The sequence below is a fragment of the Mycobacterium persicum genome (genome assembly GCF_002086675.1).
GTDB lineage: Bacteria > Actinomycetota > Actinomycetes > Mycobacteriales > Mycobacteriaceae > Mycobacterium > Mycobacterium persicum.
This window is the reverse complement of sequence record NZ_MVIF01000022.1, coordinates 1-20887: the sequence shown is the minus strand read 5'-3', so window position 1 is coordinate 20887 and position 20887 is coordinate 1. Positions and strand designations below refer to the sequence as shown.

At 67.3% G+C, this 20887-nt stretch carries 16 protein-coding genes and 2 pseudogenes; 12 read left to right on the top strand and 6 right to left on the bottom strand.

What is annotated here, in order from left to right:
• Positions 1 to 14: 14 nt before the first annotated feature.
• On the bottom strand, positions 15 to 1673 hold the full coding sequence (locus BST40_RS09860) for a DHA2 family efflux MFS transporter permease subunit (RefSeq protein ID WP_083154117.1): 1659 nt from the start codon (positions 1671 to 1673) through the stop codon (positions 15 to 17).
• Positions 1674 to 1765: 92 nt separating this feature from the next.
• Between BST40_RS09860 and BST40_RS09855 the strand changes: the two genes are divergently transcribed.
• The 5 genes from BST40_RS09855 to BST40_RS09835 all read left to right on the top strand — a co-directional run bounded on the left by BST40_RS09855 (position 1766) and on the right by BST40_RS09835 (position 7437).
• Positions 1766 to 2134: a cupin domain-containing protein gene (locus BST40_RS09855; protein ID WP_075545647.1), complete on the top strand. Its 369-nt coding sequence runs from the start codon at positions 1766 to 1768 to the stop codon at positions 2132 to 2134.
• Positions 2135 to 2163: 29 nt separating this feature from the next.
• Complete coding sequence (locus BST40_RS09850; protein ID WP_425270695.1) at positions 2164 to 3780, top strand: thiamine pyrophosphate-binding protein; 1617 nt, start codon at positions 2164 to 2166, stop codon at positions 3778 to 3780.
• Positions 3777 to 4772, top strand: a complete 996-nt coding sequence (locus BST40_RS09845; protein WP_083154113.1) for a 4-hyroxy-2-oxovalerate aldolase — start codon at positions 3777 to 3779, stop codon at positions 4770 to 4772. The genes BST40_RS09850 and BST40_RS09845 overlap by 4 nt, the downstream gene beginning before the upstream one ends.
• Positions 4773 to 4911: 139 nt before the next feature.
• Positions 4912 to 5907, top strand: a complete 996-nt coding sequence (locus BST40_RS09840) for an NAD-dependent epimerase/dehydratase family protein (protein ID WP_176357747.1) — start codon at positions 4912 to 4914, stop codon at positions 5905 to 5907.
• Between the two features lie 54 nt (positions 5908 to 5961).
• Entirely contained in the window at positions 5962 to 7437 is a 1476-nt protein-coding gene (locus BST40_RS09835; protein WP_075545650.1) for a glutamate-cysteine ligase family protein, read from the top strand.
• 8 nt (positions 7438 to 7445) lie between these two features.
• Here BST40_RS09835 and BST40_RS09830 read toward each other — a convergent pair whose 3' ends face one another.
• Positions 7446 to 8942 carry an amidase gene (locus tag BST40_RS09830; RefSeq protein WP_083154112.1) on the bottom strand — a complete coding sequence of 499 codons (1497 nt, stop codon included), beginning with the start codon at positions 8940 to 8942 and terminating at the stop codon, positions 7446 to 7448.
• Positions 8943 to 9120: 178 nt separating this feature from the next.
• Here BST40_RS09830 and BST40_RS09825 point away from each other — a divergent pair, with 178 nt between their 5' ends.
• On the top strand, positions 9121 to 10515 hold the full coding sequence (locus BST40_RS09825) for a WS/DGAT/MGAT family O-acyltransferase (protein ID WP_083154110.1): 1395 nt from the start codon (positions 9121 to 9123) through the stop codon (positions 10513 to 10515).
• A gap of 49 nt (positions 10516 to 10564) precedes the next feature.
• On the opposite strand, the gene BST40_RS33185 is transcribed toward BST40_RS09825, so the two are convergent.
• The 4 genes and pseudogenes from BST40_RS33185 to BST40_RS09810 all read right to left on the bottom strand — a co-directional run bounded on the left by BST40_RS33185 (position 10565) and on the right by BST40_RS09810 (position 13515).
• Complete coding sequence (locus tag BST40_RS33185; protein ID WP_083154142.1) at positions 10565 to 10915, bottom strand: glycerate kinase; 351 nt, start codon at positions 10913 to 10915, stop codon at positions 10565 to 10567.
• Positions 10894 to 11058, bottom strand: a pseudogene (locus BST40_RS33180) (glycerate kinase); the annotation flags it as partial. The gene BST40_RS33185 and the pseudogene BST40_RS33180, both read right to left, overlap by 22 nt.
• A 50-nt stretch (positions 11059 to 11108) precedes the next feature.
• Positions 11109 to 12397: pseudogene (locus BST40_RS09815) on the bottom strand (cation:dicarboxylate symporter family transporter); the annotation flags it as partial.
• An 8-nt stretch (positions 12398 to 12405) separates the two neighbouring features.
• On the bottom strand, positions 12406 to 13515 hold the full coding sequence (locus BST40_RS09810) for a tartrate dehydrogenase (RefSeq protein ID WP_075545654.1): 1110 nt from the start codon (positions 13513 to 13515) through the stop codon (positions 12406 to 12408).
• Between the two features lie 131 nt (positions 13516 to 13646).
• Between BST40_RS09810 and BST40_RS09805 the strand changes: the two genes are divergently transcribed.
• The 6 genes from BST40_RS09805 to BST40_RS09775 all read left to right on the top strand — a co-directional run.
• Positions 13647 to 14552, top strand: a complete 906-nt coding sequence (locus BST40_RS09805; RefSeq protein WP_083154141.1) for a LysR family transcriptional regulator — start codon at positions 13647 to 13649, stop codon at positions 14550 to 14552.
• 246 nt (positions 14553 to 14798) lie between these two features.
• Complete coding sequence (locus BST40_RS32490) at positions 14799 to 15947, top strand: PE family protein (protein ID WP_083154108.1); 1149 nt, start codon at positions 14799 to 14801, stop codon at positions 15945 to 15947.
• A 158-nt stretch (positions 15948 to 16105) separates the two neighbouring features.
• A complete protein-coding gene (locus BST40_RS09795; RefSeq protein WP_083154106.1) occupies positions 16106 to 17800 on the top strand; it encodes a PE domain-containing protein in 1695 nt (564 codons plus the stop codon).
• 999 nt (positions 17801 to 18799) lie between these two features.
• Positions 18800 to 19378, top strand: coding sequence for a Fic family protein (locus tag BST40_RS09780; protein WP_083154104.1), 579 nt, complete (start codon positions 18800 to 18802; stop codon positions 19376 to 19378).
• 28 nt (positions 19379 to 19406) lie between these two features.
• Positions 19407 to 19568 carry a hypothetical protein gene (locus BST40_RS30050; RefSeq protein WP_158084002.1) on the top strand — a complete coding sequence of 54 codons (162 nt, stop codon included), beginning with the start codon at positions 19407 to 19409 and terminating at the stop codon, positions 19566 to 19568.
• 634 nt (positions 19569 to 20202) lie between these two features.
• Positions 20203 to 20887, top strand: a 685-nt coding sequence (locus BST40_RS09775) for a PE family protein (protein ID WP_158084001.1), incomplete at its 3' end; no start/stop codon positions are given.

Below are 20887 nucleotides of genomic sequence, written 5' to 3'. Positions count from 1 at the left end.
ACCGCCGGCGGGTGCTACGAATCCGCCTCGATCAGCCGTACCCGGGGCGTGGCCCGTTTCGGCAGAAACGACGCCGGAATAGCGATCATCGCGGTCAAGACCATGGCGACTCCGAACACCCCGGTGTAGGAGAGCGCCAGGTCGTCGGCGAGGTGCTCGGCGAAGTCGGGGGCGCGCACCTGTGGCGGCAGGGACAGGTCGGCGGAAAAGCCTCGCCGGGCCGCCCGTTCCCGGATCGAATCGGCTTGTCTGGCCGCGGCAATGGCGGCGCTGCCGTTGAAGCTGCTGGTCAGGATTACCGACATCAAGGCGGTGCCGACGGACGCGGCGACGTTGTGGTTGACGTTGAACAGCGTCGAGCCATGGGCTACTTCGCTGGAATTGAGCGTGTGCACGGCCGCCCAGGTGACCGGAACCATCAGACAGGCGGTGCCCAGGCCGAAAAGGCCGAGTCCCCCCAGCAGCACGGTGAGGTCGATGCCCTGGTGGCGGATGGCGTAAACAAACATGCCCATGCCGACGACGGTCACCGCTATGCCGACCAACACCACGTTGCGCGGTCCCCGGGTTTCCATCAGCCGCCCGACGATCGGCATCACCGTGGCAGCGGCCACGGTCTGTGGGATGAGCAGCAGTCCCGACTGCATCGGGGTCTTGCCGAGCACCTGCTGGAAGTACGCCGGAAACAATAGGCAGCTGCCGAAAAAGGTGATGGCGAACAGGAACCGGGTCGCGTTGGCGGCCGCGACCGACCGATTCTTGAGCAGCCGCAGATCGATCAGCGCACAGTCGCTCCGGCGCAGCGCGTGGTGGGCGAAAGCGCCGATCAGCAGCACACCGATGGTGGCAGGTGCCCAGACATACGGGTCGGCGAAGGTGCCGCGCCCGGGCAGCTGTGACACTCCGTAGAGCAGCAGCACCAGCCCCGGCGACAGCAGCGCCATGCCGATCACGTCCAGCGACTCCGCGGGCAGCGAATCATCTTGGGGCAGCGTCAATCCCGCCAGCAGCAGGGTCACTACTCCGATTGGGAGATTGATCAGGAAGATCCACTGCCAGCCGAACGAGTCGATCAGCCAGCCGCCGAGAATGGGTCCGACGATGGGGGCCAACAAGACGGTGATCATGCTGATCGTCATCACCCGGCCCAACCGCGCCGGACCCGCCGCGCGCGCCAGGATGATCAGCTGCAGCGGCAACAGCATCCCGCCGCCGAAACCCTGCACCGCCCGAAAGGCCACCAGCAGTGCGATATTCGACGCCAGCGCGCACAGCAATGATCCCGCGGTGAACATCAGCACCGAGGCCATCAAGAGCCGCTTGGTGCCCAGCCGATTGGCCAGCCAGCCGGTCAGCGGGATCACCGCCGCCAGCGCCAAGGTATAGCCGGTCGATGCCCAGGCCACCACGGCCTGGGTCGACGAGAACTCCTCGATGAACGTCCGCTGCGCCACATTGACGACCGTGGTGTCCAGCGTGACCATCAGCGGCAGCATCATGCACGTCACGGTGATCAGCAACAGCCTGGAATCCAGTCGGCAGTCCGCCCCGGGATCCGGCGCGGCGCGGCGGCCCGCTGTCCGGGCATCATCGTCCAGACGCTGTTGGCTTCTGGCATGAGTGCTGGCTACGGTCGTCGGCGCGTGCGGTGCCCGACCCGCCTGGCGGCGCATCGTGTCACTGTATCTCCTGAAATGGCTGCCTAAGGCGCTCTTTCCAAGGATCTGCCAAGGATTCGACCAGCACCCGCGCCGACGCTGTGCCCATGTTCGTCAGCAACGTCAGGGATGCGCAGCCGTTTGTCGCGGCGGACCACTCCGAGGTGCGGCTGTTGGTCGACCGGTTGAACGTGGGCATCGCGTCGGTCAGCCTGGCGCACGCCACGGTGGCGGCCGGCTCCGAAACGGTGTGGCACCGCCTGGAAAACACCGACGAGATCTATTTCGTGCTGTCCGGCAGCGGCCTGGTGTTCGTCGGATCGGAAACCCGAGCGGTGGGCAGCGGCGACACCGTCTGGATCCCGTCCGGGGTGCCGCAGAAGATCCGCAATCTCGGTCGCGACCCGCTGGTGTTCCTGTGTGCCTGCGGTCCGGCCTACGCCCCCGAATGCGACACGCGTCAGGTCCGGCCGTGACGACGGTCGGCGACCATCTGGTCAACCGGATGCGCGAGGCCGGCATAGCTGTGCTGTGCGGGCTCCCGACGTCCCGGCTCGACTCCTTGCTGGTGCGTGTTGCCCGCGACGGCGACTTCAAGATCGTGCTGACCCGGCACGAGGGCGGCGCCGGCTATCTCGCCGACGGCTACGCCCGGGCTTCCGGCCGGCCGGCCGCGGTCTTCGCGGCCGGACCCGGGGCCACCAACGTGGTGACCGCCGTGGCCAATGCGTCGGTAAACCAGGTGCCGATGCTCGTTCTTACCGGCGAGGTTTCGGTCCCTGAATTCGGTATGCATTCGCAGCAGGACACCAGCGAGGACGGGCTCGGCCTGGGTGCGGTCTTTCGCCGGCTGTGCCGCAGTTCGGTGTCGATCGAATCGGTGGCCAACGCGCGGTCCAAGATCGACCGCGCCTTTCGGGCGCTGGCCAGCATCCCGAGCGGACCGGTGCACATCGGCCTGCCGCGCGACCTGGTGAACGAGGTGCTGCCCGTCGACCCGGTTGGGATGGGCGCCACCGGCCGCGCCGCCGCCGCACTTCTCACCTCGAGTGGTACCGAGATCGCCGACGCGGTGATCGATCGGCTGCAGCGCTCCGTTGCGCCAATGCTGTTGCTGGGCAACGGGTGTCGCGGGGACGGGATCGGAGCCGGAATCCTCGCGTTCTGTGAGAAAGCTGGGCTTCCGTTTGCGACAACCCCCAACGGACGCGGAGTCGTCGCGGAAACGCATCCGCTTTCCCTCGGCGTGCTCGGGTTGTTCGGCGACGGCAGGGCCGAGGACCATCTTTTCGGCACGCCCTGCGATCTGCTGATCGCGGTCGGCGTCTCCTTCGACGGCTTGGTCACGCGCTCGTTTTCGCCGCGCTGGAGCGGGCTGCGAGCCGAGGTCATCCACGTCGATCCCGACCCGGCGGCGTTCGGCCGCTTCGTCGCCACCTCGCTCGGCGTCACCGCCACCGCCCGGGGCTTCGTGGCATCGCTGAGCGCCCGGCCGGTGCGATCGTCGCGACCGGTTACGGTGCCGGCGCGGGTTTCGTTGCCGGTCCCGCCAACCCGAGGCGACGCCATCCATCCGCTGGCGGTCATGCGGGAGCTGGACGCGCTGCTGGCGTCGAACAGCACGCTCTGCACGGATTCCGGGACCTGCATCTATTGGGCCTTTCGCGGGATACCGGTGCGAGCGCCCGGCGCGTTCTTCGCCACCGTCGACTTCGCCCCCATGGGATGCGGTGTTGCCGGCGCCATCGGCATGGCTCTGGCCCGGCCCGGCGAACGTGTCGTCTGCATCGCCGGCGACGGCGCTTTTCTGATGCATGGCACCGAGGTCTCCACGGCCGTCGCGCAGCGACTCCCGGTCACCTGGGTGGTCTTGAACGACGGGCGGTTGAGCGCCACCACCGCGGTGATCCGCGGGCGCATGGATCCGTCGCCGCTGGCCTCGACCGGCGTCAACGACTTGGCCGCGATGGCCAATGCCCTTGGCGCGCAGGGTATTCGCGTCGACAATGCCGCCGATCTGCGCGCCGGTCTGGAAAAAGCCCTGGTTGCGACCGGCCCGTGTGTGGTCGACATCGCGATCGATCCGGAACTCAACACACCCGAGATAGGAGTCGGAAAATGACACGTGAACCGGTCATCCTCGACACGACCATCCGCGACGGCAGCTACGCGGTCAACTTCGGTTACCGCGATGACGATCTGCGCACCATCATCGGCGATCTCGACGAGGCGGGCATCCCCTATATCGAAATCGGGCACGGTGTCACCATCGGCGCTCCGGCCGCGCAGGGGCGGGCGGCTCAGACCGACGAAGAGTATTTCCGCACCGGTCGCGCCGTGGTGCGCAAGGCGAAACTGGGCGCGGTGATCGTCCCGGCCCTGGCGCCCATCGAGGCGGTCGACCTGGCCGGCGATTACCTCGACTTTCTTCGGATGTGCGTGATCGCCACCGAACTGGACAGCTTCGCGCCGTTTATCGAGCGCGCGCAATCCAGGGGACTGGAGGTTTCGGTCCAGCTGGTCAAGTCTCATCTGTTCGAGCCGCAGGTTTTGGCCGGCGCCGCGACGCGGGCCCGCGATCTGGGCGTGCGAATCGTCTACGTGGTGGACACCACGGGCACGTTCCTGCCCGAAGACGTGCGGCGCTACGTCGAGGCCATCCGCGACGCGACCGATGTCAGCGTCGGTTACCACGGGCACAACAATCTGGGCCTGGCCGTCGCCAACACGCTGCAGGCGTTCGAGGCGGGGGCCGATTTCCTGGACGCGACGCTGATGGGCGTCGGGCGCGGAGCGGGCAACTGCCAGACCGAGTGCCTGGTCGCCGCACTGCAGCGCCGCGGAAAGCTGGCGGGCATCGACGTGGACCGGCTTTTCGACGCGGCGCGATCGGACATGCTGGGACGCGCACCCGACAGCTACGGCATCGATCCGTGGGAGGTCTGCTTCGGATTCCACGGCCTTGATTCGCTGCACGTCGAGCACGTGTGGGCAGCGGCGCAACAGGCCGGCCTCGCGGTGTCCCGCGTGATCCGTCAGATCGCGAAAGATGCTGCCGGGTCATGGCTTTCACCCGACGACATCGATCGGACGGTCGCCGCAATGCGCGGCTGAGGCCGGTGCTTGAAGGAATCCGCCAGTACCACATAAGGGGACATAGATGCGCGTCACTGCAACCGGAGCTCACCCAGCCGCCACCAGAATTCACACCGCTTCCCGAATCGCGCAGCTGTTCGCGCGCAGCGGCCATGCGGTGCGCACGCTGGTCACCGGCAGCTCCGGGCACCTCGGTGAGGCCCTGGTGCGGACGCTGCGCGCCCGCGGCGCCAACGTCGTGGGCCTCGACTCCCGGCCCTCGGAGTACACGAATGTCGTTGGCTCGGTGACGGATTCGGACTTGGTGCGCGAGGTGATGGCCGGGGTGGACGTGGTGTACCACGCGGCGGCCCTGCACAAGCCGCAGCTGGCGTTCGTCGCAGGCCAGGAATTTCTGGACACCAACATCAGCGGCACGCATACCGTGCTGGAAGCCGCGGTCGCCGCGAAGGTGCGCGCCTTGGTCATGACCTCCTCGACAACGGTGTACGGCGACGCGCTGGTCCCGCCGGCCGGCCGGCCCGCCGCGTGGATCGACGAGTCGGTGCCGCCGGTGCCGAAGAACATCTACGGCGTATCGAAGGTCGGCGCGGAGGACCTCTGCCAGTTGGCGCACCGCAACCACGGCCTGCCCTGCGTCGTGCTGCGCGCGTCCCGCTTCTTCGCCGACGGCGACGACATGCCGCAGCTGTACGACGGCCGCAGCGACGACAACATCAAGGCCAACGAATATGCGTTTCGCCGGGTCGCGCTCGAAGACGTCGTCGACGCGCACCTGCGAGCCGCCGCGCGCGCCCCACACCTCGGGTTCGGCCGGTATGTCGTCTCGGCCACCACGCCGTTCACCCGCGAGGACCTCGCGCTGTTGCGCACTGACGCGGCAACGGTTTTCGCCCGGCGGGCACCGCTGGCCGCGCGGGTGTGGCAGCGCCGCGGGTGGCGCTTTCCGGACCGCCTGGACCGGGTGTACGTCAACGCTCGGGCCCGGCACCACCTGGGCTGGCGCCCGCGCTTCGACCTCGACTCCATCGCCGCGCGGGTGGCCAGTGGTGAGCCGGTCCAGACGCCGCTGTCGCTGCAGGTGGGCGCCAAGGAGTACCCGAGCAGTTCCTATCACCTCGGCGTGTTCCAGCCGATGGCTGTGGGGATCTAGGAAGGGCATGCTGTAGTTGCGGTGGCATCCCGCCGGGCCGCGAGGAGGTGTGCCGTGGGCGACCGCGTCGATGCTTCCGGCCTGGTCGTCGGCCACGAGCGTGAGGTGCGGCACCGGCTGCGGCGATGCGTTGCCGCGTTGCGCCGCATGGTCGACGACGGCTGGTTCACCGGCCACCAGGATTCCATCGGCATGGAGGTGGAACTGGATCTGGTGGACCCGCTGGGCCGGCCGCGGCTGGTCAACGACGCTGTCCTGGCCCGCCTCGGCCGCGCGGACATGCAGCACGAGCTCGGCCAGTTCAACGTCGAGCTGAACCTGGCACCCCGCCGGCTACACGGCAGCGTGCTGCGCGACAGCGAACGCGACCTCGCCGAGGTCCTCGACGGATGCCGGGCACGCATCGAGCGGCTGGGCGCCCGGCTGCTCGCGGTCGGCATGTTGCCGACGCTGAGCGCCGAGCAGCTCACCGTCGAGCGCATCTCGCACAACGCCCGCTACGAGCTGCTGACCAGCCGGATGTCGGCCGCTCGGCAGCGGCCGTTCCTGGTGCGCATCCTCGACGGCTGCGAGTCGGTGGAGTTCACCACCGATTCGGTGGCACCCGATGCGGCCACCACCAGCCTGCAACTGCACCTGCGGGTAGCGCCGGACCGGTTCGCCGCCCACTACAACGCCGCCCAGGCGATCGCGGGAGTGCAGGTGGCGGTTGCGGCCAACTCGCCGTACCTGCTCGGCCGCCAGGCATGGCAGGAGACCCGCATCACGCTGCTCGAACAGCTGCTCGACACCCGTCGCCGCGAAGAGGTACGCGCCGGCGCGCCGGCGCGGGTGCGGCTCGGTGACCGCTGGATCGACGACCCCGTCGAGCTGTTCGACGACCTCGTCCGGTTGTTTCCGCCGCTGTTTCCGATGCTGGAGGCCCAGGACCCCGATGCCGCCCTGGAGGCCGGTCAAGCGCCCACCCTGCGGGAGCTGCGGCTGCACAACGGCACCGTGTGGCGCTGGAACCGTCCGGTCTACGACGTCCAGGGCGGGCAACCGCAATTGCGCATCGAAAACCGGGTGCTGCCAAGCGGTCCGACCGCCGTCGACATGGTCGCCAACGCCGCCTTCTACTACGGGCTGATCCGGTCGATCGCCGACAGCACCGACAGCGGCGCGCCGTGGCGGCAGTTACCGTTCGCCGCGGCCGAGCAGAACCTGCATCGCGGGGCCCGCGACGGGCTGGCCGCCCGGCTGCATTGGCAGGGAGGCGAGCAGCCGGTCGAGCGGCTCGCCGGTGAGTGGCTGCTCCCGGCCGCCGCTGCAGGGCTGGATGCCTGGGGCGTCGATGCGGCTGACCGCGACCGCTATCTCGGTGTCGTCGCGGCGCGGGTGCGGACCGGGCAGACCGGGGCGGCCTGGCAGACCGCGGTGGTGCGTCGCCTCGAGGACCGCGGGATGCCGCGCATCACGGCGCTGCACGAGATGACCCGGCGTTATGCCGAGAATGCGCACACCGGCGCTCCGGTGCACGAATGGCCTTGAGCGGGAGCCTAACTCGCCGCCACTGCGGTCGCCGGATGCCGTTGCGCCCAGGGGCGGGCCTCTTCGAGTTGCGCGGCCAGCTGCAACAGGTCACCGTCGGCGCCCAGCCGTCCGACGAACTGCACCCCCAGGGGCAGCCCGTCGTCGGTCCAATGCAACGGCACACTGATGGCGGGCCGCCCGGTCAGATTGGCGAGTTGCGTGTAGGGCACCCAGCCCAGGCTCTCCTGAATCAGTTGATCCAGAATTCCGCTGAACGCCAGCACTTTTCCGGCATGCAGCTTGCTCAGCACCCGGGCCACCGTCTGCAGGCGGGGTGACGTCGCCGTGGCGCCGACCGCAAGGGGTGGCGTGGCCAGGGTCGGGGTCAGGAAGTAGTCGTAGCTCTCGTGGAACGTCGTCAGGGATTGGATGTAGTTGTTAATGTTCTCCAGCGCCTGCATCGGCGCCAGCACGCCGGCGGACCGCGCGAGCTCACACATGCCCAGGGTGTCGGCCTCGAAGTCGCTGTCGCGGGCGCCGATTCGCGCTTTGATGTCGGCGACGTGGCGGTAGAGCTGAGCGAACCAGATGATCAGAAAATCACGCGCCAGGGCGGCGTCGTCGTAGGGCGGCTTGACTTCCTCGACCCGGTGACCGAGGTCCTGCAGCAGCTTGGCCGCGCCGTCGACCGCGGCGACGGCCTCCCGGTGAGGGCTGGGGTTGATTGCCGACGACGTCGAGAAGCCGATCGTGAGGACGCCCGGACGGTTGTTGATGTGTTCGGTGAACGGGACGTCGGGGAGCCGAACCTGGTATCCGGCACGGGGATTGGGTCCGATGATTGCGTCGTAGAGCCCGGCGCTGTCGCGCACTGTGCGGGACACGACGCCCTGGACCGCCATGCCGAACATCGGCTCGCCGGTCTGCGGACCGTACGGCGCCAGCCCCCGGCTGGGTTTGAGGCCGACGAGCCCGTTGCAGGCGGCCGGGATGCGGATCGACCCGCCGCCGTCGTTGGCCCCGGCTGCCGGCACGATCCCGGCGGCGACCGCCGCTGCCGATCCGCCCGACGAGCCGCCCGGCGTGTGCTGCAGGTTCCATGGGTTGCGGGCCGGACCCCAGTACTCGGGCTCGGTCACACCCTTGGCCCCGAACTCCGGGGTGTTGGTCTTGCCGAAGATCACCAGGCCGGCGTCCAGGAACCGCTGCGTGATCAGAGCGTGCCGGTCGGCCACGTCGTTGGCCAGCGACCGGGATCCGGACGAGGTGGGAAAGCCCTGATATTCCTGGTCGAGGTCCTTGATCAGAAACGGCACACCGGCGAATCTGCCGTGCAACCGCGGGTCGGCGGCTTGCCGGTCGGCGACCTCGTCGAGGCGACGAACGATCGCGTTCAACCGCGGATTGACCGCATCGGCACGTTGGCGCGCCAGCGCGAGAAGTTCGGCCGGGGTGAGCTGTTTGCGTTCGACGAGCTCGGCCAGAGCCGTCGCATCCAGTGACAGGTACTCGTCAAGCTGCATTGACCGATCCTACGAGCCGGCCCGCTGCCGCGCGCCGTCCGACTCGAAGCCATGCGTGCGCACTGGTGTTCGCCGCGGCAGGTTTACCCGCCGCCAGAAGGGGTAACCCCGGCGGGTGCAGTGTGCGCATCGGGCAGCGCCACCGTCTGATACCCGCAGCGAGTCAGGGGAGAGCATTGTGGAAAGACTGAGCGGGCTGGACGCCAGTTTCCTATACCTGGAAACCTTCACACAGCCGTTGCATGTGTGCTCGCTGCTGGAACTGGACACTTCGACCATGCCGGGCGGCTACACGTTCGACCGGCTGCGCGACGCGTTGGGGATGCGGATCAAGGCGATGCCGCAATTCCGCGAGAAGCTCGCCGACTCCCGGCTGAATCTGGATCACCCGGTGTGGATAGAGGACGCCGGTTTCGATCTCGACCACCACCTGCAGTGCATCGGTGTACCGGCCCCGGGCGGGCGGGCGGAAGTGGCCGAGACCTGCGCCCAGATCGCCGAGGTGCCGTTGGACCGGGACCGCCCGCTGTGGGAGATGTGGGTCATTGAGGGCCTCGCCGGCACGCCCGCATCCGCGGGTGGCCGAGTGGCGGTGCTGACCAAGGTGCATCACGCCGCGGTGGACGGTGTCATGGGCGCCGACCTGCTGGCGCGGCTGTGCAGCACCGAGCCGGACGCGCCACCGCCGGATGCGGTGCCCGGCCCCGGTGGTGCCAACTGGCTGCAGATTGCCGCCAGCGGGCTGGTGGGCTTTGCCTCCCGATCATGGCGGCTGGCCAACGTGTTGTCGCTGACGGGTGCTTCGCTCGTCGAGACGGCCCGGCGAGCCCGTAGCGGGCGAAGCATGGCACGTCCGTTCGCCGCGCCGCCGACGGCGTTCAATGCCGCCGTCACCGCCCAGCGCAACATCGCGTTTACGCAGCTGGAGCTATCCGACATCAAGCAGGTCAAGAATCGGTTCGGCGTCAAGGTCAACGACGTGGTGATGGCGGTGTGCGCGGGAGCGTTGCGGCGCTGGCTGTTCGACCGCGGCGAACTGCCCAGCAAGCCGCTGGTGGCGATGGTGCCGGTGTCGGTGCGGCAGGCCTCATCGCGGCCCGGTCATAACCAGGTCTCGGGCATGTTCTCCCGGCTGGAGACCCACATCGCCGACCCGGGCCGGCGGTTGCAGGCCATCGCACAAGCGAACTCGCGCGCCAAGGACCACAGCTCGGCGATCGGAGCCACGCTGCTGCAGGACTGGGCGCAGTTCGCCGACCGGGCAGTGTTCGGTACCGCGATGCGGCTTTACCCCAAGATCCCGCTGACTCATTCACCGGTGCATAACCTGATCGTCTCCAATGTGGCCGGCCCGCAGGGCACGCTGTACTTCCTGGGCGCACGGCTGACGGCGATATATCCGCTTGGGCCGATTTTTCACGGCTGCGGGCTCAACATCACCGTCATGTCGCTCAACGACAAACTTGATCTCGGCATCATTTCCTGCCCGAAGCTGCTGCCCGATCTGGCGGACCTCGCCGACGACTTCACCGCCGCGCTGCAGGAACTGCTCGCCGCTTCACCGCCCGGCTGACGCCGCGACGGGTACGCGGGCGGCGAATAGCACTGCGGCGCAGCCGATCTTATGAGACCGTCGTGCCGGTCGACATCTGGATGCGCCCTCCGATGTGGGTGCCCATGCGGTAGGGCAATCCGGCGCTGAGTAGAGGGTCGCGGCTGGCGTCGCTGACGCTGTGGTCGGCGAGAGTGCAGATATCAGTCAATAATGTTGAGCTGAAATCTATTTCGGCTCGGCTCGCCCCGGCGATGACCGGCGTGGGAGCGGCGCGCCGCGCGACGACGGCAGGTAGCTTCCCCTGCAGGGTCTGGCGATCCAGGCACCCCTCACCGGTGATGATGACGTCGACGTCGGCCAGGCGCCGCTGAAAACCGACGGTCGCCCCTTCTGCAAAGCGAAAAGCACAGCGGCACAGTCGGGCCCGGTCAGCGGGCTGGTGACATCACCGGCCACGACCAGCTCGACCCCGCTCAGGTCGACGGCGCGCGAGGCGTCCACCCGACGAATTCGGTTGAGGGCGTGGGCCTGCGGTGGCCGGCAGGCTGCCCTTGAACTTATCAGGTGCGACGAGTGCCCGCATGCTGCATTCCGGGTCCGACGAGTATCGGCTCGGTGTCCCGGCGTATCGGACGAGTACGGCTGCCGGCGAGCACTTTTCGAGCCTGATCAACGTCGAGCTCGCGGTTCCACTTGGCCACGAACAGGGTGGCTACCGCGTTACCGATGAAGTTGACCAGGGCTCGGCACTCGGCCATGAATTTGTCGATCCCGAAGATCAGCATGATGCCGGAGGCCGGGATGTGGCCGACGGTGCTCAGTGTCGCGGTCAGCGCGATGAACCCGCCCCCGGCCGTGCCGGCCGCGCCCTTGGACGTCAGCAACATGACTGCGAGCAAACCGATTTGCGCACCGATGCTCAGGCGGGTGTTGGTCGCCTGGGCGATGTAGACCGCGGCCAGGGAGAGATAGATCGCCGCACCGTCGAGGTTGAACGCGTAACCGGTCGACACGATCAGCCGCACGGTGGCCGCACTGACCCCGGCGTGTTCGAGCTTGCGCATCAATCCGGGCAGTGCGGGCTCGGGGCTGGAGGTGCCCAGGACCAGCAACAACTCCGCACGCAGGTAGCTCAGCAGGTGAAAGATGTTGAGCCGCAAACACGCCATCACCGAACCGAGCACGACCACCACGAACAGCGCGGACGTGACGTAGAACAGCACGACCAGGCCGGCCAGGCTGGTCAGCATGTGGACGCCGCATCCGCCGGTCGCAACGGCCATTGCCCCGAAAGCCCCGAGCGGCGCCAGCTTCATGAGGTAGGACAGCACCTTGAAGACGACCGCGGTCAGTCGGTTGACGGCGTCGAGCACCGGGCCGCCGATCTGGCCGACCGCGTTGAGCGCCACGCCGAAAAGCACGGCGAGAAAGATGATTTGCAGGACGTCACCGTCGACGAACGGGCCCACCACGCTGCTGGGAACGAGGTGGCTGAGCAGCTCCCACCCGTGCTTGCCCGCGGTGGTCGGTTTGACCCCGGGTAGCCGGCGGGAATCTTGCCCGGGTCGGCGTTGACGCCGTCGCCGAGCCGGAACACGTTGATCGCCATCAGCCCGGTGACCATCGCGACGATCGTCCCGGCCTGGAAGTAGGCCAGCGCTTTGACACCGGTCAGTCCGACCTTGCGCAGGTCCGCGACGCCGGCGATACCCCCGACGATGGTGAGGAACACGATGGGCCCGATCAGCATTTTCATCGCGGCGACGAATGTGGTGCCGATCGGTTCCATCGCCACACCGGCGGCCGGCGCCAGCCAGCCCAGCACGATGCCCGCACCGATGGCGACCAGCACCCAGAAGTACAGCTGTCGGTACCACGGCGTCGTCCCGTATGCCGTCATGACAGTGGTCAGGCCGCGCTGAGAACCGGTGCCAGCGCGGCGATCACCGCGTCGGCCATCTCGTCGGTGCTGGCCGTGCCGCCGATGTCGCGGGTCAATACGCCACGGCCGGTGGCGATTTCGATCGCCGAGTCGACGCGGCGAGCCTCGTGATGCAGCCCGAAGTGGTCGAGCATCATTGCGGCACTGGCGATCGCGCCGATGGGGTTGCTGATCCCGCGACCGGCGATGTCGGGCGCCGAACCGTGCACGGGTTCGAACATGCTGGGGAAGCGCCGTTCCGGGTTGAGGTTGGCGCTGGCGGCCACGCCCAGGCTGCCGGCCAGCGCCGAGCCCAGATCCGAGAGGATGTCGGCGTTGAGGTTGGACGCCACGACCACCGACAGATCTTCGGGATGCAGCACGAACTTGGCGCTCATCGCGTCCACCAGCACGCTCTCGTGCGCCACGTCGGGATAGTCCCGGGCGACCCGCGCAAAGACCTTGTCCCACAACACCATTCCGTATTGCTGGGCGTTGGACTTGGTGACGCTGGAGACCTTCTTCACTCGGCGGGTGCGGGCCAGGTCGAATGCGAACCGGATGATGCGTTCGCAGCCCTTGTCGGTGAACATGGCGGTTTGCAGGGCTACCTCGTTGCCCGGGCCGCGACCGCTGAGGTTGCGCCCGCCCAGTCCCGCGTACTCGCCTTCGCTGTTTTCCCGCACGACCACCCAGTCCAGGTCGTGGTCGTCGGCGTTGCGCAGCGGTGAAACCACGCCGGGCAGGAACTTGACCGGGCGGACGTTGGCCCACTGGTCGAAATTCTGGGTGATGTTCAGCCGCAGTCCCCACAGGCTGATGTGGTCGGGCACGTCGGGCCAGCCCACCGCGCCGAAATAGATGGCGTCGAACGCCCGCAGGGTTTCCAGCCCGTCGGCGGCCATCATCCGCCCGGTCCACTCGTAATACTCACAGCCCCAAGGGAACTCGGTCCACTCGAAGGTATACAGGCCTGACTGTGTCGCCAGGGTGTCCAGGACCCGTCGGCCCGCGGCGACGACTTCCTTGCCGACGCCGTCGCCGGGAATCGCGGCGATCTTGAAAACCTGCCGTGTCTGCCCTGTCTGCCCTGCCATGGGAAGCCTCCGTTGCTGACTCTGTGGTTGCTACACAGTCCATTAGCGGGACGCCGGCCGGTGCGCGTCCAAGACCAAGTTGCGATCGGTGGTATAGGCTTCGCCTATCGAAGCTGATCAGAGGAATGGCCATGGATGTCAGGCAGCTCAAGTTTTTCCTGGCGGTCGTCGACTACGGCGGCTTTGGCAGGGCGGCCGAACAGCTGATGATCGCCCAGCCGTCGCTGTCGCAGGCCATCGCCGGCTTCGAACGTGAGCTGGGCATGCCGCTGTTTCACCGGGTCGGGCGTGGGGTGGTGCTCTCCGACGCCGGTAAGGCGCTGGTGGGTCCGGCCCGGGTGGTACTCCGCGATATCGACCAGGCAACAGCCGTCATGCGGGAGCTGAAGGGACTGCGTGGTGGTCGGGTCGATCTGATCACCATGCCGTCGCCGGGAATGGAGCCGCTGACAACGATTTTGGCCGCTTTTGCCGGCGACCATCCGGACGTCGCCGTCAACGTCGAGGCCGGCTTTACTCCGCAAGAGATTCTGGACAGCGTGCGCAGCGGCGCAACCGAGATCGGGGTGCTGGGAGCGGCCGAACCCACGCGCACTTCCGATCTCGACGTCGTCGCGCTGGAACGTCAAGCGCTGGTACTGATTTCGCGTCTCGATGATGACGAGCCGGGTGGCCCGACGGTGCGGCGCGAAGACTTGGCCGGGTGCCGGCTGATCGTGTCCCAGCGCGGCTCGTTGATGCGTGCGCTTGTCGATGATGTCCTGGCCGAAGGCATCCCGGCCACCATCGTCGCCGAGGTTGCGCACCGCACCTCAATGCTGCCGATGGTGCTCAACGGGATCGGCCGGGCTGTGATGCCGTCGTCGTGGACCCGGGTGGCGCAGCGCGCCGGCGCACGAGTGCAGCGCATCGTTCCGGAGGCCTACCTGTACGTGGCAGCCGTCAGCCGTCGCAGCCACCTGACCGCCGGCGCCACCGCGCTGATGGATACGGCGCGCCGCTACAGCGAGCTGGCACCGGAGCCGACGAAATTCTAGCGGGGTGCACCTTGGCACGCGCCGGCTGGGCTGGTGATCGAACATCAAATACCTTGGTGCCCTGTGATTGTCGATCTCCGCCGGGATGACCGGCGGTCGCACCGCAGGCATCGCCGAAGCCCGACGATCGGTCTGCGCACTCATGAGCACTAGGGCCTGTCCTACAAAGGTACAAATCCCCTATAGGGATGGGTGTCGCGCCAACGAAACTGTACGTCGCTGGCCGCACGCACGTGGAGGTGTCAGATGTCGTTTGTGATCACGGCCCCGGAGACCATGACGGTGGCAGCAACAGATCTCGCGAACATCGGCTCCGCGATCGGTTCGGCCAATGCGGTGGCGGCTGCGCCCACGACAGGGGTGCTGGCTGCGGGCGCCGACGAGGTGTCAGCGGCGATCTCCGGATTGTTCAACGCGTACGCCCGGGAATTTCAAGCCCTGAGCGCCCAGGCCGCGACATTCCATGAGCGGCTGGTGAGCTTGTTGAATGGCGGCGCGGCAGCATATCTCGGCACCGAGATCGCCAACGCCGAGCAGGCGTTGATCAGCGCGGTTAATGCGCCCGCGCAGACCTTGCTGGGACACCCGTTGATCCCGACCGGCGGCGCCTCGGCGGTCGGACAAGGCGTCGGTGCGATCATGGCCGCCGGACGGGGTGCGGTCGATGCGGCTGCCGGGGCAACCGCGGCGTTGGCAGCGGAGGCGACTCCGGGCATTGCGGGCCCGTACCAGGACCTCATTGCGAATACATCCGCCAACCTGCAAAGCCTCGGCAGCACCTGGGCTACCAACCCGGCACCGTTCTTGCGCCAGATCGTGGCCAACCAGATGGCATACGGTCAGACGATCGCCACGTCGCTGCAGAACGCGGCTCAACACCTCGGTACCGCGCTGTCTGACCCGTCGGCGCTGAATCATGTTGTGACGGACCTATTCCCGATCGCTGCCATTCCCGCGCAGATCCAGCAAAACCTCGTCAATATCGGGACCACACTCACCAAGGTGACGCCGGCGGTGGCCCTCGCGGCGTTAGGTCCCCCGCTGAGCACCCTCGAGGGATTCGGGACCGCCGTGGCGGCCTTTACCGGCGCGGTGCAGACCGGAGATGTCGCGGGAGCATTAGGAGCGTTGATCGATGCTCCCGCATTCGTCGCCAATGGCTTCCTCAACGGCGAAGTGACACTACCCTTGTTCCTACCGCTTGGCCTGGGACTTGTGGTGCTTGATATCCCCTTCGACGGGATTCTTGCTCCGCCACACGCCATGACAGGGACTCTGGTGTGGTTCTTGCCGCCGCTTGTGGACGATATCTCCGGTCCGCCCGTCAGCGGCATTCTTCCCACCCTGATGAACGTTGTGCCGCAACAACTCGCGCTGGCGATCACCCCGGCGTAGTCGTCTGAGGATCCGCCGGCAGCGCGCATGGTCATGCCGCAGTTGTCACGGTGCGCTCGGTAAACGAGCACAAGGCCGGCTCCATTTTTTCGATACCCGCGTGTTTTCCGGTGTCGGGCCCCATGATGACTAGTACGCGATAGCACGAGGGGTAGGCGATGTCGTTTGTGCTGGTAGGGCCGGACATGGTGGCGACGGCCGCCGCGGATGTGGCGCGCATCGGTTCGGCAGTGAGTGTGGGCAATTTGGCGGCGGTCATTCCGACGACCGAAGTCGCGGCAGCGGCCGCCGACGAGGTGTCGGCGGCCATTGCGGCGCTGTTCGGCGCGCACGCCCAGGAGTATCAGGCGGCGGCGGCGCAGGCAGCGACGTTTCACGAGCAGTTCGTAGCCACCTTGAGCGCGGCGGCGGCATCGTATGCCAGTGCCGAGGCGACCGTCGCGGGCGCTCTGGTTTCAGCGGTTTCCGACGGATTCCAGACAGGGGTCTACGGTCCCGTCCGCAACGCCGGCCAAGCGTGGATCACCAGCCCGTTCGGCCAAGTGCTCGACCCGGTCATCAATGCGCCCACCCACCTGCTGTTGGGGCGTGACCTGATCGGCAACGGAACTGCCGGCACCGCGGCAAATCCCACCGGCGGCGCCGGCGGGGTGCTGTTCGGCGACGGCGGGGCCGGCTATACGCCGACCGGCGGTCCCGGAGCTGTAGCCGGCGGTCGAGGCGGGAATGCCGGATTCATCGGCAACGGCGGCCCCGGCGGCGACGGCTTTGGCGGCGGGCCGGGCGGCATGGGCGGCACCGGCGGACTGCTGATGGGCAACGGCGGCATCGGCGGTACCGGCGGTGTCGGCGGTGCGGGCGGCCAGGCGTTATTGTTCGGCACCGGCGGCCTCGGCGGGCCCGGCGCGCCGAGTGGTCGCGGCGGGCTGTTCATCGGCGAGCCCGTCAACGTCGGGAATTGGCTGCACCCCGGCAGCGGCAACGAGCAGTCGATCGTCATCGACTTCGTGCGGCACGGGCAGACCACGGCCAACGCGGCGGGATTGATGGACACGGCAATACCGGGAGCCAATCTCACCGCGGTGGGCCAGCAACAGGCAATAGACATCGCCAATGTGCTTGCGCCGCAGGGCCCCTTCGCCGGGCTGTTCGACTCGCAACTGGTCCGCACGCAGCAAACCGCCGCGCCGTTGGCCACCATCCTCGGGATGACCCCGCAGGATTTGCCGGGGCTCAACGAGATCAATGCCGGCATTTTCGAAGACTTTCCGCAGATAAGTCCCGCGGGCCTGCTGTATCTGGTCGGCCCGATGGCATGGACGTTCGGATTCCCCATCGTGCCGATGCTCAACCCGGGCTCCATCGACTTCAACGGAGTGGTCTTCGGCCACACCTTCAACGGCGCGGTGCAAACGATGTACGACACCGCGCTGGCGAACCCGGTGCCGGCGGCGGACGGCAAGGTCACCGTGGTGTCCTACTCCAGCGCCTTCACCATCGGCGTCGGGACGATGATGGGCGTCGACAATCCGAATCCGCTGCTCATCCTCACCCACCCACTGCCCAACACCGGCGTTGTCGTGGTGCAGGGCAATCCCACGGGGGGCTGGACGATGGTCAGTTGGGACGGGATGCCGGTCGCGCCGGCGTCGTTACCGACCGAGCTGTTCGTCGACGTGCGTAACCTCATCACCGCGCCGCAGATTGCCGCTTTCGACATCGGCTGGTCGCTGTTCACCGGCGACCCGGCGACGATCGTGAACGCGGTCCGGACCGGGATCGACGAGGTCGGCACCGCGGTGGTGCAGTTCCCCGTCGCGGTGGCCACCGACCTGATCGACGCCGTGTGCTGATCCGGACCTGCTTCATAGCTGGAGCCACCTGCTGGCATCAGCGCGCGTCCGCAGCGCGCGGCCGTCATCAACAGCTAGCTGCTCGGACGCACCTCGGTCCGCCGATGGTCGCCGGCACGACTTCATTGACGACGTCCTGAAAGGCATCCGATGTCGCCTGTGTGGCGACAACTCGGCATTCGCTGCCTCCGCCGTCGGTGGGCCGGGCGGTGACGGCGGTAACGGCGGCTACGCCAACTTCATCGGGAACGGTGGCCCCGGCGGTGACGGTGGCACCGGTGGGACCGGCTTCACGAACGGGGTGGGCGGCTATCTGGGTGGACGCCCTGGAAAGAATGAGCGGCCGCACCCATCACCAGCCCGCACGCCGGGCACCCCATCCATCATCATGTCGCCGGACCGTACGTCCGTGGACCCAGATAAGGCTGGGCGCCGGCACGCCACGCTTGCTGTCTTCGACCCCTCAGCACTCACGGAGGCGTCACATGATTTGAACCGCAACGTCTTTGCCTCGCTCCGCGCCGACCCAGTATGCGGCGGATCCTCGTCGGCCTCGAGGTCGTTCGTCCTCGCTGCGCTGCGGGCACTCCACCTCGACCCCGACTGCGGTCCACCGCCCCTCAACACGGAGCGGGGAGCACGGGCCAAACAACAACGACCAACCCGGATCCACCTTTACGGGGGTCCCCAACACAGATAAGGGGGAAGGGGAAACGGGCTCACTGAGCACCGCGCCCCCGACTACCAGTGACTCGGCCAGAGCAGCACCCCTACACAGCTTCGAGTTCGACACTAGGGCGCTGACTCCCGACATCTGGCTTGATATGGGCGAAGCGATGAGCAAGTGCCAGCACTTGGCCGGCGTCCCTCTGAAGCCTGCGCGGGCCGAGGAAATGGGCGCGGTATACCTGGCACGCGGTGTCCAAGCGACAACGGCCATCGAAGGCAACACCCTCACCGAGTCCGAAGTGAAACGGATCGTCTCCGAAGGCACTGCCCATGTCGGTAAATCGCGCCAATACCAAGAGCGTGAAGTGCGCGAATATCCTCGCGGCGATCCGCGACATCGACCTTGCGCTGCGCAGCGGTCAGGCGCTGCCGATCACGCGGGAACGCCTGGAAGAACTGAACTTCCAAATACTGGCCGGCATACCCGACGCGCCCGAAGTCATAAGGGTAAGTTGCGTGAGCACAACATCACCGCCGGCAAATACCTGGCCCCGTGTTGGCAGGACGTGCCCGACTTGGTCGACCGTTTCGTGCAGTGGCTCGTCCGAGTTGCGTTCAGGTGTAAGCCCGGAGTCGCCGGTGCGTGAGCGGTTCATCAACGCGGTGCTGGCCGCGGTGCTCGCCCATTTGTACATCGCCTGGATTCACCCGTTTGGCAACGGCAACGGTCGACTGGCACGCCTCATCGAGGTGCAAATCTTTTCGGAATCCGGCGTCGTGCCCACCGTGGCGACCAACCTGCTTTCCGACTTTTACAACAAGACCCGCGATCACGGCTATTACCGGGGCCTCGACGCCCCGGCTAGCGCGTATCTACGCGAAGGTCGGCGAAAGGACGCCCACCCGTGACCTGAATGATCTATCGAAGCTCAATTTGGTGCGCAAGGATAAGCGGCGTTACCGTGCCAAGCGCAGTGTCATCAGGGCGTTCATTCCGCCAACATGGGAAGCGCCGCAGCAATCATCGCTCGAGGACGTGCTCGCTGAGCGGCCGCCGATCGACGAAGGCCCGACGTTGTTCGACGAGGATCGGGCGTGATAGGCAACAATGTGACCGATTTGGGGTGCGCCCGACTAGCGAGACATTCGCTGCCGCAACAATGGCAATCCGGGCCCGTGGGGCGCATCCAGCGTGGCGGTGCGGCCAACCGCCGCCATCAGCAGATCAGTTGCCCGCCCACCGATTTACGGTCCGTTGCCCCATTTCGGTCGATGTCGGTAGCCTGCCGACTAAGACCGCGTAGCCGTCCAAGCGGCATGAAGCCGTAGAGGAACGGTCCGGTTAACATCTCCAGCGCGATCATTGTCAATTGCGGATCGGGTTCGAAGGGCACACCAAGCGGGATTCTGATGTCGCCGCTACGGCAGAGGATTTCAATGCGACGCTCCTGCGCGATAGCGGCGTGAATTTTCTCGCGGTGACCCCTCCTCGCGCCGTCTTGGGATTGGTTAGGGGCTTGCCCATCGCGATTCTGTTGGGGCGGTTGGCTTCGCGGTGTTTGCCGCGGGTCATTTCTTGGCCTTACGGGGTGTGACTTAAGTCCCCACATGACAGGCCTTGTGTCACAGATCGCCAAGGTGCGGCGATGCTTCGAGCGGGCGGGCGTAGCGTCTCGAAACAGTCTTGAGGGTCCTGCTCGGACTTGGGCCACCCGCTTGTGATGGGGGTTAGCATGTCATCTTTCTTGTTCGCCGCGCCCGACGAGTTGGCCGCAGCGTCTTCCAGCTTGACCAGCCTGGGGTCGTCGATCAGCGAGGCCCGTCTGGCGGCGGCGGGCTCGACGACGTCGATTGTGGCGGCGGCTGAGGACGAAGTGTCGGCGGCGGTCGCGAAGTTGTTTGGCGGTTACGCCCAGCAGTTTCAGGCGCTGGGCGCGCAGGTGTCGCTGTTTCATGACCAGTTCGTGCAGGCACTGAATGGCGGTGGGTTGTTGTATGCGGCCACTGAGGCCGCCAGCGCGTCGCCGCTGCAAGCGGCCACGTCTGCGGCCGCGGGGGTGCAAGACGCGATCAATACGCCGGTCCAGCAGTTAACCGGGCGCCCGCTGTTTGGGCCGGGCACCAATGGGGTGCCGGGCACTGGGCAGGCCGGTGGTCCCGGTGGATGGTTGTGGGGCAATGGCGGCGATGGCGGGTCGGGCACGCCGGGTACGCCCACCAGCCCAGCTGGTGGCAGTGGCGGGGCCGGTGGGTCGGCGTTCCTGTTCGGCTCCGGCGGCACCACCTATCAGCTGGGTGGAGCCGCCGGTGCCGGTGGTGCCGGCGGGCAGGGCGGACCCGGCTATAACGCGGCCGCCGACCCGATGGCCGCGCCCGGCGCGTCTGCCGGCCAGGGCGGCCCCGGCGGGGTCGGTGGCG